Source organism: Barnesiella sp. (assembly GCF_022723415.1).
Lineage (GTDB): Bacteria > Bacteroidota > Bacteroidia > Bacteroidales > Barnesiellaceae > Barnesiella > Barnesiella intestinihominis.
Map to the genome: position 1 here is coordinate 86,941 of NZ_JAIJHU010000001.1, position 14,471 is coordinate 101,411.

Here is a 14,471-nt window from a genome sequence, read left to right on the forward strand (position 1 = left end):
TTTATTTATTAGGAATAACAAGTATGGCGTTGCTTACTTCTCTTTCTCCTTCGTGGTCGAATTTTTTGTTATCGTACGGGTGATTGACGATTCCCGTTTTATTGTTCCACAAGGTGGAAGACCCTCCACCATCGAGATTCAGTGCGTCGCGCATGCCTAATTGTTTTGCCAAATAAGATAGTTCATCGATAGACATACCTACCGAGTGTTTTTTAAAACGGCCGTCCACCACTACCATCATGATTTGGTTGTCTGGGGTAATGCCGATAAAAGCACGAGGGTGGCGTTTGAAGAAACCTTGTGGAACGTCGGAACTGTGGGCGTTTCCTTTGGTGGCTTTGCCTGTGTTTTCTGGGAAGGTCGGAGCCATTTGGCGTACTCCGTTTTTCAACAATAGAGGTCCTGCGGCCAAAATGTTTTTGTATTTTTTGCCCAATTTTTTACTTGTAATGGAGTCGAAGGTATGAATTTTTATTTTGTTTTTATCTGTGGAGATAGCCCCGTCTGTGCGAAAGGCTTCGGCACGGGTGGTTTCTCCACGAACGATACCGTCGAGCCGTATGAATGTCGTGGGGGCTCCTGTTTTTACATTGAAGTAGCTGCCGTTGATTGCGGCTTCGGCCTGATTTTCCTTTGCCAAATGGCTGGTCATCGTCATTTGCGGAGCTTGTACGATTTGAGTTTTATACTTTTTAGGATCGTATTTTATGATAGAAATTTGTTGGGGTGAATCGAATACGTGTATATTCGTGTACATGCATACTGCTCCGTGTTTCAACGTATCGGTATGCCATTGTGCATGGGCGATAGCCAATGAGTCTTGTCGTGTTTGTGCGTATCCGCATGGAACGACGAGCGATAAGAGTATCGCTGAAAAAATAAGTCTAATGTGTTTCATTTCGTTATAAAATAGTTTCGTTTTGGGACTATAAAAGTAATAAAACGATTCGAAAAAAAACATATGATTGACATTTATAAATATTGGGGAAAGGGTTTTATATAAAAATTAACAGATGTAATGCTTTCTAAATATTTTTGTTTTGAGTTGAATTATCGTGAAATGTAAGTCGTTTTCCTCGGGTTCGATTGCATACTTTTCCTTCGGAGAATACTTCGTTTCCGTTGACGAAAGTACGATCGATCGATATTGGGAATGTGTGTCCCTCGAAAGGAGACCATTTACATTTCGACAGAATATTTTCTGTTGTTACTGTGTAGGGTTTGCAAGGGTCGACGACAACGATATCGGCGTAGTGCCCGGAGCGCAGGTATCCCCGGCGGTCGATGCGGTAGAGCGTCGCCGGAGCGTGACACATCTTTTCAACGACTTGCTCGATCGTGAATTCTCCTTTTAGAGAAAGTTCCAACATGGTTTGCAAGGAATGCTGTATCAGCGGACCACCGGATGCCGCTTTCAGACAGGAACCTTGTTTTTCACTCCATAGGTGAGGGGCGTGGTCTGTCGCCACGACATCGAGTTTGCCGCATCGAAGCGCATCGAGCAAAGCCCGACGATCGGCACAGGTTTTGATGGCAGGATTCCATTTTATGCGGTTCCCGAATTGGGCGTAGTCGTTGTCGTCGAACCAGAGATGGTGCACGCATACTTCGCCCGTGATATGTTTCTCCGAGAGTGGTTTATGATTGTCGAAAAGAGACATTTCCCGTGCCGTGGAGAGGTGTAGGACATGCAATCGGGTATCGTATCTTGTCGCTAATTCCACGGCTTTGGCCGAAGATGTATAGCAGGCCTCGGCACTGCGGATAAGAGGGTGGAAGAAAATGGGTAAGTCCTCTCCGAAGCGTTCGGTATAATACTTTTTGTTAGCTTGTATGATGGATTCTTGTTCGCAATGTACGGCGATGAGCGCAGGAATTTCGGCGAAGATTCGTCGTAATGTTTTTTCGCTGTCTACCAGCATGTTTCCGGTAGATGATCCCATGAAAATTTTTACACCACAAACCTGTGAGAAGTCAACCTGTTTCAGTACCTCGAAATTATCGTTGGTAGCGCCGATATAAAAAGAATAGTTCGCCGGGGAAACTTCGGCTGCACGAGAGTATTTCCATTCAAGGGCTTCGAGGGTCGTCGTTTGGGGAACGGTATTGGGCATTTCCATAAAGGAGGTGATTCCTCCTGCGACCGCTGCAACCGATTCGGTGGCGATCTCGGCTTTATGAGTGAGTCCCGGCTCTCTGAAATGTACTTGGTCGTCGATAACTCCGGGGAGAATCCATTTGCCCGAGGCGTCGATGATACGGTCTGTGTCGTATACGATATTTTCAGGCAGTTTTCCCTTTATGACGGATTCGATAAACTCTCCTTTGACGATGATGCTCCCGATGAAGTGCTCTCCATCGTTTACGATCGTTCCGTTTGTAATGATTGTTCTGCACATGACCGGTTGTCTTTTGGGGCGTCGGCGGTTAATTTCTCTTCTTGGGGTATTTGCGGAACCAACTGTTTATTTTTAATCTGATGACTCCGAATACAGCTTCACCGAATATGCTGGTGTTCATTTTACTTTCACCCAATACTCGGTTAATGAATATAATGGGTACTTCTTTAATGGTGAATCCGTATTTGTAGGTCGTGAATTTCATTTCGATTTGAAAGGCATATCCTTTGAATCGGATTGAATCGAGTCCGATCGTTTCGAGTACCCGACGTCGGTAACAAACGAATCCTGCGGTCGTGTCGTGTATTTTCATACCGGTGACGAAACGCACATACTTTGATGCGAAATAGGACATCATGACTCTTCCCATAGGCCAATTAACTACGTTCACTCCCGTGACGTAGCGGGAACCGATAGCCATATCCGCACCACCGGTTTTGCAAGCGGCCAACAGATTCATCAGGTCTTTGGGGTTATGGGAGAAATCGGCATCCATCTCGAAAATGTATTCGTATCGGTGTTCGATAGCCCACTTGAATCCTGCAATATAGGCTGTTCCCAGCCCTTGTTTCCCGGTTCGTTCCATGAGGTGGAGAGCGCCCGGAAATTGTTTTTGTAAATCTTTGACAATCGCTCCTGTTCCGTCGGGGGAGTTGTCGTCGATGATGAGTATATGGAACTGACGGGGAAGTTCGAATACGGCATGGATAATTGCGGCAATGTTTTCTTTCTCATTGTAAGTGGGAATGAGAACTATGCTGTCTGATCTCGAAAGCGCTGTACTGTCCATATAGGTGTTGTTAGTGTATTTGTCGAAACAGATTGTGCAGACGACATATAAATTTATGATGTCGTGTCGCTTCGCCTCTGTTTTTATGTTCTACAAATATAAGTACTTTTTTTATTCGGACTTTCGGAACAGGCAAAAAAGGTGTGAATGAAGGGTAATAAAACTTGACGTGTGCTTGTCCGCCGATAGTATAAAGGCTAAACCCTTTTTAGGGTTTAGCCTTTATGAATAAGGATAATCAATCAGTCGAACGATTTATCGGACTGTGACTTTGAACGATTTTCCATCGATGCGAACGATATATATGCCGGTTTCGACGTGAATCCGGTCTTTGTAAGAAATAATCTCGTCGAAGATTTTGCTACCGTCTATTTTGAATATTTCGGCTTGCCGGTTATCGACATTTTCAATGACGATCGTGTGGTCGGCGGCATATACTTTTATCGGGTTTCCAGATGCCTCATCGATACCCGACTGAGACCTATCTACCGTAACCGTGTTGGAATATGGCGATTCTCCTTTGTCGAATACGGCCGTGACATTGTAGGTATAAATGTTTCCTTTTTCTATTTCCGTGTCGGTATAGCCTTCGGTCGCCGGGAGTTGTTTGTACAGTTCGCCATTGCGATACAGGTTATATCCATTGAGGACAAGCGTTTCATCGGGCATATTGGCTGCAATAAACTCTATATCGTCGATGAGCAAACCGATTTTACCCGAAGATATACAGTGGATTGCGACATATTTGGCATTGTCCGGCAGTTCGAAGCTGTATTTGTTGTATCCGTTTTCAGGATCTCGCTCCAATCCATCGGGGACGATTGTTTCGCTACCTTCGAGGATTACGAAGTTGTCGATGTCGTTGTTGCCGGTCGAGTACACGATCTCGAACTTGTCATAGCCTTCTCCTCCATACATAAAAGGAATTGAGCGAGCCCAGAAACTGATACTTCTATTGCCATCTTTAAGCTCGGGGAATATCAGGTAATCGTCGTTGGCAGCTCCTCCCATAGTACTCCAACAAGCGAACAATTGTTTGCCCGAGTGAGCGGTGAGGCCATAGAAAGTCAATTGTTGTGACAGAGATTCGGAGTTCGTACTCATGACTTGGAATGCCATTTTCGCTTCGCTGTTCGGGTATTGGGGAGCCCATGCGTTTATCTTGGCCGTCGTTTGACCATCGTTGTCGTACACCGTGTAGTCTCCGATGGTTCCGGTACGATTACTGTCGTCAATTCCGCCGATACTCCACTCTTCGTAACTTTCGATGTCGTCGGTAGCGGGATCGGGGATACAGGATAAAGCGGGTCTGCTCCATGTGAGCGATACCGAGTTGTCGTTATCTTCGGCACTGAGGTTGTCGATGGTGGGGTATTTGGGTCGTTCGACTGCGACCGACAGTGCAGCCGAGTTGTTGTCTGTGTCGAGATCGCCATCGAATTCTATTTTTGCAGTGAGGTCGAAGACCGTACTGTTTACCGGTGACGAAAGGACGAAATCGAAAGTCTCGTAGGCATCGGATCGTATGGGTTTACCGTTTTGTTCCGCAATGAGTTTGTCTCCCGAATAGATACATACTTTGTAGTCGGTAGCCTCATTGGTTCCATCGTTATATATCTTGACAGAATAGTCTGCCGGCTTTGCCCCGATAACCGATTCGGGACCTGTAAATCCATTCAGAACAAGATCGTTTGCCAGTTGGTCGAAAATTCGCAGGTTATCGATCATGACGCTTTCGGCGCCCCAATCTTCGGTTGCTCCGAGAATACCTATTTGCAGGAAGTCTGCGTTGCGATAGTTACTAAGGTCGATGGCGTGGCATTTCCATATATTATTGTCTGCGCTGTTGATTTCGAGAAGCGTTGTCCAATTTGTACCTAAATCGACACTTGCCTGAATATGAATCTCGGATAACCCGTCGGGATTATTTACCCATATTTTCAACACCGGATTTTCGAGTGTAGCGACGTTTATTTTGGGAGAAACCAGTCGGTACGAGCCGGGTCCGCTGAACGAAATCCAACCGTCATCGCCGTCTTGTGCTCCTAATATTGTGGAGAAACTGGTCTGTGTTACCGACCAATCGCCATATCCTTTTTCGACGATGTCGATTGCCCACGGGTCGTTTTCGGTTTTACCCTCAGGCCAAGACTCTGTGAATGGAGCCGGATAGGGAGTCCCGAAAAGTATGGAGTTGGTAGGTGTGGCTTCGCCCTCGCCTGCGATACTTTTTGCGCTTATTTGATAACTTAGAAGCATTTGTCCCGAATCGGCGTTCAATGATTCGTCGGTATAGGTAAGTCCGGTTATTTCGGTGGCAGTCGAAACAGACATCGGCTGCAACTGCGAAATCTGGTAGGTCAGTTTTTCGGGGTCGATGTAACCGCCGTTGATACCTGTCACAGGTGCTTCCCATGTAAGTACTGCCTTGTCTCCGGCTTGTACTACGTGTGGGTTTATAACAGCGGTGGGAATGTCTATCCCGATGTATACATTGCATTCTGTTTCGTATCCTTTTCCAGCCTCATTAAAGAATGCGATCGAGTAGGTATTGAATCCGTTGGCAGCCTGAGTATCGGTTATGGATACTTCGCTACCGGGTTGTGGATTGTCGATGCTTCCTACAAGTCTTTCTTTTGTTTTGTTCCAAATTTCGGCTTTGGCGATTGTTGTCAAGTTGCTGCCGTCGGCTCGCTTAGAGGGGGCGGTCGCCGATATGGTCGCTCCGAGCGCTCCTTCGGGAGCGGCAACAGCGTTCATTTCGTCTGTCGCTGCTGGGGCAAGCGCGTTGATCGGTTCTGTAATTTCGATGGAATAGATATATAACGACCCCATGTATTTATCGCTGATACCGTGAATACCTATATAATATGTTCCGTCGGATTGAGGCGAGAATACAGCTTGGAAGGTCTCTTCTTTTGAGGTCGTGAAGAAATTAGGTTCTATGATGACGTTTGTCAAAGCGTCGGCTGTTGCTTCTGTCCCGTATTTTACTTCAAACCGTTCTTTGTAAGTGGCGCTACTGGAACGTCCTTTTAAGATGAGGGTATATAGGAAACCCGCTTTCAACTTCATGGCCGGAGAGACGATCCAATCGTCGGCGGCGAGTGTGCGGCTATAATTGAGTTGTGCACCGTTGACCGTTGCCGTCCATGCTTTGTCGTCCTCGTTGGCATTGATGATAGTATATTGGTAGAAACTATCCATCGACTTGAACGAATGGTTGTAAGGTGGTTCGAGATATGAACCGAGCATTATTCCGTCGGATAGAGCGGGATCACTTTGTCGAGTGCCGTCTGAGACTATAATTTCGTATGTGTATTCACCCAGAATGAGAGGTAGCTCTGTATCCGTGACGGTCGTTTCGGTCGTTCGGGTAGCGATAATCTTGTTGTCGGGTTTGCGTATGACGTTATAAGTCAATAGGCTTATATCTACGTATCCTCCATGTTGACCCTTCGTTACTGCTTCCCATGCGACTGTTACATTGTCGCTTTCTCGGTTGACCGTGATTCCTGTGACCGTTGCCGGAGTATCTGTGCCGACATAGAATGAGGCCTTGTAAGCCGGACCTGTGCCATGTATTGTATTTGTCGTGATTTCCAAAGTGTGGTTCCCTTCGGATAGGGTTATCGGCAGTTCGACAAGCGAACCTGCGGTTGATGTGCCTGACGAAAGGGTTTCATCGTCTATTTCAACGGTGTAGTTTATATCGCCGGAGAGTTTGTTACCACTGACAGTCGTAGTGGGGAGTTTGAAAGTTATTGTACCTGAAAGGGCTGCTCCTTCGAATGCGATGTCGATGTCGGTAACGCTTCCCGGCCCTTCGAGGTCTGCGTTAGGACTTAGGGAATATAGTCCCACAAATTCTTCCAAATCGTTAAAGGACCCGAGTAGTGTAGCCTCTCCCGTATCGGTGTTTACTTGATAAATACCGGAGGAATTTTCGTTGCAGGCTGCCCAATAAAGTTGCTTGGTCGTGAAGTCGAAGCATCCGCTTTGTTGGTAAAGAGGTGTGTATCCGGTAGCTCCGATAAGGCTATATGAGCCGTCTTCGGTATTGAATTTGTATAAATCTCCCATTTGGGAAATGCCATATACTTCACCGATGGAATTGGCTGCGATGACTACGAATCCGGCAGGATATCCCTTGTCGTCTTGCAGAGTGATATCCGATAGTTTGTTTACTGCACCGGTTTCAAGGTCGAGAGTTCCGAATACATAACCGTTTTTAGTCGTGTTGTAGAAGGCTCCGTACACTTTTTGGTCTGCCGGATTCCAAGTCATGTCGGTGGAAATAGTCGTTAAAGGTATAGCTTTACGGCTTACCTCTGTCCACGATTCGATGTCGTAACAAATCAATTCGTTGCTTATCGTCGTACCGCTTAATTTTGTATAGGTAATACAGTAGAAATATTTTGCGTCGACGAGAGTCGCTCCTCCATTGGCTCCTATCGGTCCGGCTTCGGGACGATATACCAATTCTGCCTTAGGGTTGTTTGTCGTATTGAATTTGTAGATACCCATAGGACTGGAATCGTTCCCCCAACTTTGAGCAAAGATAAGGTTCCCATAAAGGGTCGTTCCGTCGACTGTGTTTTCCAAAACTTTTGTAAGTCCCTTTGGAGAGGAGATTCGGGAGGCCGGAATGACAGTCGTTTTTTCTGATGCGTTCCGTGGAGCGATCAGATGCGCTTTTGTACCAAAGGGCACAAATAATAGCAATAAAAAGCAAAATGTGATTAGATTTTTTTTCATAATGAAAAAGAATTGATAATGAATATTTTTGGTTTGTAGTGAAACTCTATTTGCAAAAATATTTATAATATTAAATAATACATCGATATTGTCGTATTACCTGTATTGTATTTATGCTATTTTAACTAATTTGGAGCTGATTTCTCTGAAATTGATTTAAAATATAGATTTTTTAAAAATAGCTTTTGTCTTATATTAAAGTGAATTTCTTGATTTTTGAAAGTATAATAGTGTATATAATATTTATTGTGTAATAAATATTTGATTATTGCTTTCCCTTGTCGGTCTATTATAATAGTTATAAAATATAAAAATATGAATATTCGCTTCTCCTTTATTTAGGAGAAGTAAAGAGAATCAAGGATGCTATTGTATTATCGGGGAGAGATTCCGTATCGTTCGAAGGCTTGTAAGTCTTCTTCTTCGAGGGGCAGACGTCGAACGGGAATAGGTATGTTTTGTTCTCCTACATAATATCTTTTTTCGAGATGAAACGACGGACTTATGAGGGAGAGTCGGTCATCGCGATATTCGGTTTCGATGCCTCCGATACCCAGTAGGGTGTGGAATACGACTCGCGAGTCGAATGGGGTGGTATGCCGATTCCGGGCTTGTCGTATGTCATCGGGGAAAAGAGTAGAGTAATTATCCGAGAACCAAATGACAAAGGGTATGTGAAGCTGGTAATAGGTGGGAATGGGGGAGGCGTGCAGAAATCGATTACGTTCATCGTCGAGCAAATCTTCCCCGTGGTCGGAGAGATACAGCATGGCCGAAGTTTCTCCGGTTCGGTCGAGTTTATCGATAACTTGTGCCAAGAATTTGTCGGTGGCAACGATCGAGTTGTCATAGGCATTTATCATGGCTTGCTTGTTCTTATGATCGATTTCTTTAATGTGGTCGGGGGTGAATATTCGGCAATCGGTATCGTATCGTTCACAGTAATTGAAGTGGGAGCCATAGGTGTGAAGGATAATGAGTTGCTTCGTTTTACCTATGTTCAGTAACGAGTCGACTGCGGATAATAGTACATCGTCATGTAGATGCGGTTTATTTTTCGGTGCGGCGAAATAGATCGTACAGTCTGCTTCGTCGGCAAAGAACTCGGTAAATGATCCGTTGCGCAGTTGGTTGGAGAGAAACGACGTGTGGAACCCAGCTTGTTTAAATGCCGAAATAAGACTCTTTTGTCGGTATATCTCATTGTAATTGAGTGCATCGGCGGGGCATAGCATTAACGGAACGCTTTTATGAGTCGCATTGATTTGTGTCAGTACATCGTCGAAATGAATGACATCGGGCATGGCATCGAGTTTGGGGGTCGTATTTCGTTCGTACCCATATAGCCCCCAGTTTCCGGCGCGGGAGGTTTCTCCGATTACGAAGATATAGATTTCGGGGAGTTCGGTGTCTCTTGTCGATGTGGCCCGGTAGTCGAATTTTCTCGATGTGCGTGGATAGTTCTTTGCTGCTTCCCAACTGTCCACGGCGAATCGGGCATTGTTGAACGCGTTGATGGGGTAAAGGTTGTCGAGCCTTGCCGTATGAGGATATTTTCGGTGAGCAGGTGTGTAAACAAGTATTCCACTACCGATCATGAGCATAGCCAACATGAACACTCTTTTTTGAAAAAGAGGTGTGAGGGTCTCGGTGCGACGTATGGAGTAAACGGCAAGAGCCAATGCCGGAAGATAAAGTAAGAATACGCCTACTACCGCCGGAGCCAATTTATCGAGTAATTCGAAAGCCTCTCCGCTGTTGGTCGTAAACATGTTCAGGAACATGTCTGAGGCGATAATGGAATTACCGAAAAGATAGAGTAGTACCAATTGAAACGCGCCTATGAAATGAAGGGGAAAAAGAGCCCAAAAGGTGATTCCCGGTTTGCGGGAGAGAATTAATAACAAAAGGTATAAAGCTCCCGGAATGAGGATATAGGAGACTTTGAACAGGAGTGGCAATTGTTCTGTAAAACATAGAAAAATGTTGGGAACCAACATGATTCCCGAAAAAATCCAAAATATGCGCCTCTGTGTAAATATTTGATTAAAATGCTTCATTGATGTTGAATAAAAATCCCGATTGTCCTTTTTTTCCGAATCCGTAGTCGAGTCGTACATTGACTCGGTTTTTGAACTCCCAGCGATAGCCTATTCCGTAATTGGGGAGTGTATGTCCCCATTTAAAACCTGAGAACGAAGGAAATACGTTTCCTGCTCCTACCCATACGGCTATGCCATTTCGCCTCCAAATGTGTTGACGGAGTTCTATTTGAGTTTCGATTAAATTTTTGTCTCGGTATCTGCCTTCGTAGTATCCTCGCATACGGGCCGACCCTCCCAAAGCTGCAAGCATATTCCAGGGTACATCGCCGTAATTGAATTCTCCATGTAGGTCAAAAGCAAGGATCGCTCCTTCCCATAGGCGGTGATAATAATCGAAAATGAAATCGGTGCGAGTAAACGCTTTTTTATTGCCCAAGAATTTGGGGAAGAATCGTTGGTTAACTTTTATATAAACTCCTTTTGCTGCGTTGGTAATAAAATCGCGACTGTCGTATACAAGTGTGGCTCCTATACTCGTGCTGATTACTTCTCGGGCTTCTCCTTCGAGTAGTTCGATTTTTGTGAAATCCGATCCTTTCACCCAGTTAAATCCCGTAGAAATTCCTCCGTAGAGGTCCTTATGTAAGCGAGCCAGCCAGTCGATACGTAAAATAGTTTCCAGTCTGTCGTAGGAGCTTTTATTGGCGTTGTTATTTCCGTTTTCGTAACCTATGCCCCAAAAGTCACTCGGGAATGTGTATAAATAAAAGTCGTAATCTATCCTGAATTTATTTTTGGGAAAGATATTATTCCCTTTTACTCCTATCAGAAGAAAGCCTGTGGTCGTGGCATCTCCATAAAGCGAAACGTTGGAGAGTTGTGTGATCGAGTCTCTTCGTAACCGGTATGTCCCCGAGGCGGCCAAGCCTATTCCCAGCTTTGTTGTGGAAGAATAGTGAGGTCCTCCGATGATACCGAAATCGAATTTTTTATCGGGGCGTGGGGCATTGGAGTCATCGAAGTATTTCAGAACCTTTTGGAATATGTTCAGTTTTTTTACGGTGGTATCTTTTTTTGCGATAATCGAGTCGGTAGGAATAGTATTTATACTATCGGTTGGCGTTTCGGCGTACAAAAGACTTTGGGAGCCTAAAATGTATCCGACGCATAATATAGTATATCGAATGAATTGTTTCATATAATTAATTTGTTTCTCTCACGAGTTCAGATGCAAATGTATATTTTCTGTGGCTAATTGCCTAATTGCTTTTTATTCAATATGTTAAGTTTTGTATAAATTTTCTTTCTCGTGTCATTTGTCTATATGGAGGTGTAGCGTAGCGGTGGGAATTGTCCTTTCTTGTAATAACAAATTATTATTCAGAAGGTTCAATAATTTAATATTGACGAGGGAAAGTAAAGATCGATTTTGAGAAATATTCAGGATATAAAATTTTTTCGGTGTATATTTTTTGTATTTTAACGAGAGTCCGATATAAATATATACGTGGACGATTATTGACCGGTCTCGATGAACGTCCATTTTTGCAAGAAGGTTTTGTCTGTCTTACTTATAAATGAGTTTTTCTGGGTGTAGGTTGTTTATAACAAGCTCGCCAAAGGAGATAGGTGGGTACAAGGTGCTTGGGTGTATGTCCTATTGAAAAAATGAATGCTATCGTTTTACGAAACGATAGCATTCATTTTTATTCTTCTATGTAGTTGCGAGATTACAATTGACAATTGATTACTTCATTGAATGTTTTTGTGTAATTCGTATTCAGCATTGCTTTATATTCATTGCAGAATGTGTCGAATGTCGTTTTGGCCAAGCTGGTTCTTCCTTGTTTATACAATGTGTTGCATTTGAGAATCAATGCATACTCGTCTGTTTTGTCGTGTGCGAACATGCTGTTGGCTATCTGAATTAATAATTCGTTGTTTCCCTTTATATATTCTTGCTTGGATAAATTTATTGCCATATCTAATACGGAATTCGTGTAATCGGACTTGAAAGAATCCAACCAGTCTGTTTGGACATATGGCAATAATTGTCCCGATAGCAGGTTTAAGGGTAAATCATTGATGTTTTCGGCTGTGATAGATTCTTTGTTTTTTACTTTGTCGATCCAATTACAAACATCGATATAATCGCAATAAGCGTGAGTGAACTTTAACGCCCAATAGGTGCTTTCTTTTACAAGTTCGACACCGTCTAGTTTTTCCAGCAAAAGTTTTAGTTTTCGGATATTTACTCGGCGGTTATTTTGGGCACTTTCGTCTGTTTTATCAAACCAAAGCAACTCTCTCAGAGTGACGTTTGAAATCCCTTTCTTGTTATTTACGCTATATAATATGATAAGAATGAGCAGTTGTTTCAAAATAGGTGTGAATGATTTGGTGATATCTGCACCATTTTTATCCCATACTTGAAATCCATCTAAGAAAAGAATAGATGATTTTTTGTGAATGTCCGGTTGGGGCTTATAGTTTTCGTCTTGGGTAGTTGTCTTGGAAGAACGATCCGTATTTGTAACGACCGGAGGGTTGTGAGGAATGTGGCTTTCTTTTCTTCTTCTTTTCTTTTTTCGGTAGCAGAGGTACATACAGCCCATACCTGCAATTATGCAAATTCCTATACCTATGAAGAACCCTATCTTTGTAACACGAGCCTTATGTCCTGCAACTGTTTGCAGCGTATCTTCTATTTTTAACGGGGGATAAGCTAATGAGTATATGTTTATATTTGATTTATTGTTGTAGTTATAATTGGTTACGGCATACAGCCTCGACTGTAACGAGTCGTAGTAGAGTGTACAGAAAGAATTTACATCATTGAAGGAGAAAGGGATTGTATCTGCATAGTTCGTACAGTTATTCCCATCTGTCAAATCGAACGATTTTAGCAGGATATAGCTGTTCGAACAATCATTCGGAAAACATAAAGCATATAGCTTGTTATTCGTTTCGTCTGTAACAATATGATTACCGACGACGAAGTTTTTCGTATCGTTGGGGATAGTCCACAATTTCTTTGTTTTGAATGTGTTGATGTCTATCGCATAAAGATCGTAATAATTTATGACTCCTAATTCTTGTTTCCCTTGCGGGTTGCCACAGCCGCCGAACACCAATATCGTGTCTCTGTTTTTGTAGTCCGATCCGCTTAGATAACGCGGAGGTATTTCTTCGTTGTACGATACCGGAATCCAGTCGTCCTGTGTCCGTCCTTTTTTAAGTATCAAGTTCTTATATTGATAATTACCATATCCGCCAAAAATATACAGACACGAGTCATTGGGCGATATAAACGTATTGTGTTGAGAATATTCCGGATTTTTTATTTCACGGTCATTCTTTGTCCATGTGTTATCGTTGAAATTGAATATAGACATCTGTTTCAAGGGATCGAAATCGTATGACCATAATTCATCGTAATAAGGCTGATAAATGAGTTGGTTGTTTATTTCTGTGTATGGAGCTCCATGAGCAGGATAAATCGTATCTAATGTATTGTCGATAGTCGAATAAACGAGTACAAATGAGCTGTTGGCAAAATAAATATTCCCTTTTGACGGGGCATGGCAGATTTGTGTATATATGGGTAATGCTAATGTTTTTTCTTTTACCCACTTGGTGTGTTTATTTATTTCCCATGTAGGATTGGTGACTGTCGCCGGAATCTGATACAGACTATCCAAACAGGAATACGACAGATGTTCTTTTAAAGGCCAATATGCAATTGTTTTATTTTTATTGTCTGTGATTTTTATGTTACGTATAGACATCGGAGGAACATCGGAAGAATGAAACTTTTCATGATCGGAGTATCCGAAGTAGAATTTCACGTTTTTGATATTGATGGATTTATACTGGCCTTGCAATGTTTGGTTGTCGAAGATGAGCCGTAAACTATCCGGATAGATTGAACACTGGATATGCGCCCATTTATTCCATGAGTATTGATTCAGTAGTTCTTCATCGAAAGCCAGATAGACGTTGTTCCCTTCTATCAAATTCAACGCTCTTTTTTCGGGTGTAATATTCGCTATCAAATCGAAACTCTTTTCATCGTCGATTATGATTCGAAAGACATATCCGTAGTTATGTTCTTCGGGTCTGAATTTAATATCGAAATCTAATGTTAGACCTTTTGAGGCGTCGAACTCGGGAGATAGGATAAGCGATGTTCTTTCTTCTTTAATGGAGGTATGGGCAGCAAAATATAATCCAGATGAAATATTTTGTGCTTCAACCGGTATCAGGGCCAACATTAAGAGCAGAAATATAAGCGTCTTTTGCATGAATACTTATAACTGTTTTTTGCAAAGATAATATGGTTTGGGAGGGTTACAAAAAAATTTTTTATATTTATGGAATCTTTTCATGGAATTGATAATAAAAATATTAGACTATTAATGGACAGAGTATTTTTACTGTGTACCGAAGTTTGTTTGTTAATGGTTTATTAATATTTCC

The 14,471-nt window shown here is 42.8% G+C and carries 7 protein-coding genes; all 7 read right to left on the reverse strand.

Translation table 11 applies throughout. The features are described from left to right. Position 1 precedes the first annotated feature (1 nt). The 7 genes from QVD32_RS00365 to QVD32_RS00395 all read right to left on the reverse strand — a co-directional run bounded on the left by QVD32_RS00365 (position 2) and on the right by QVD32_RS00395 (position 14,296). The gene (locus QVD32_RS00365) at positions 2 to 898 is read right to left on the reverse strand and encodes a phosphodiester glycosidase family protein (protein WP_195242009.1); all 897 of its coding nucleotides are present in this window, start codon (positions 896 to 898) and stop codon (positions 2 to 4) included. Positions 899 to 1,025: 127 nt separating this feature from the next. Then, positions 1,026 to 2,399: a dihydroorotase gene (locus QVD32_RS00370; RefSeq protein WP_021891490.1), complete on the reverse strand. Its 1,374-nt coding sequence runs from the start codon at positions 2,397 to 2,399 to the stop codon at positions 1,026 to 1,028. Between the two features lie 28 nt (positions 2,400 to 2,427). Next, a complete protein-coding gene (locus QVD32_RS00375) occupies positions 2,428 to 3,189 on the reverse strand; it encodes a polyprenol monophosphomannose synthase (RefSeq protein WP_021891489.1) in 762 nt (253 codons plus the stop codon). A gap of 255 nt (positions 3,190 to 3,444) precedes the next feature. Continuing rightward, positions 3,445 to 7,947: a choice-of-anchor J domain-containing protein gene (locus tag QVD32_RS00380; protein ID WP_021891488.1), complete on the reverse strand. Its 4,503-nt coding sequence runs from the start codon at positions 7,945 to 7,947 to the stop codon at positions 3,445 to 3,447. Positions 7,948 to 8,321: 374 nt separating this feature from the next. After that, entirely contained in the window at positions 8,322 to 10,007 is a 1,686-nt protein-coding gene (locus QVD32_RS00385) for a phosphoethanolamine transferase family protein (protein ID WP_021891487.1), read from the reverse strand. Then, a complete protein-coding gene (locus tag QVD32_RS00390; protein WP_021891486.1) occupies positions 9,994 to 11,190 on the reverse strand; it encodes a BamA/TamA family outer membrane protein in 1,197 nt (398 codons plus the stop codon). Before QVD32_RS00390 ends, QVD32_RS00385 begins: the two co-directional genes overlap by 14 nt. 532 nt (positions 11,191 to 11,722) lie before the next feature. Further along, on the reverse strand, positions 11,723 to 14,296 hold the full coding sequence (locus QVD32_RS00395) for a hypothetical protein (RefSeq protein WP_118686937.1): 2,574 nt from the start codon (positions 14,294 to 14,296) through the stop codon (positions 11,723 to 11,725). Positions 14,297 to 14,471 lie beyond the last annotated feature (175 nt).

Excerpts from the sequence above, each read along its gene's own strand:
- QVD32_RS00390 (WP_021891486.1), bottom strand. The coding sequence starts at position 11,190 with ATGAAACAATTCATTCGATATACTATATTATGCGTCGGATACATTTTA.
- QVD32_RS00385 (WP_021891487.1), bottom strand. The coding sequence starts at position 10,007 with ATGAAGCATTTTAATCAAATATTTACACAGAGGCGCATATTTTGGATT.
- QVD32_RS00380 (WP_021891488.1), bottom strand. The coding sequence starts at position 7,947 with ATGAAAAAAAATCTAATCACATTTTGCTTTTTATTGCTATTATTTGTG.
- QVD32_RS00370 (WP_021891490.1), bottom strand. The coding sequence starts at position 2,399 with ATGTGCAGAACAATCATTACAAACGGAACGATCGTAAACGATGGAGAG.
- QVD32_RS00365 (WP_195242009.1), bottom strand. The coding sequence starts at position 898 with ATGAAACACATTAGACTTATTTTTTCAGCGATACTCTTATCGCTCGTC.
- QVD32_RS00395 (WP_118686937.1), bottom strand. The coding sequence starts at position 14,296 with ATGCAAAAGACGCTTATATTTCTGCTCTTAATGTTGGCCCTGATACCG.
- QVD32_RS00375 (WP_021891489.1), bottom strand. The coding sequence starts at position 3,189 with ATGGACAGTACAGCGCTTTCGAGATCAGACAGCATAGTTCTCATTCCC.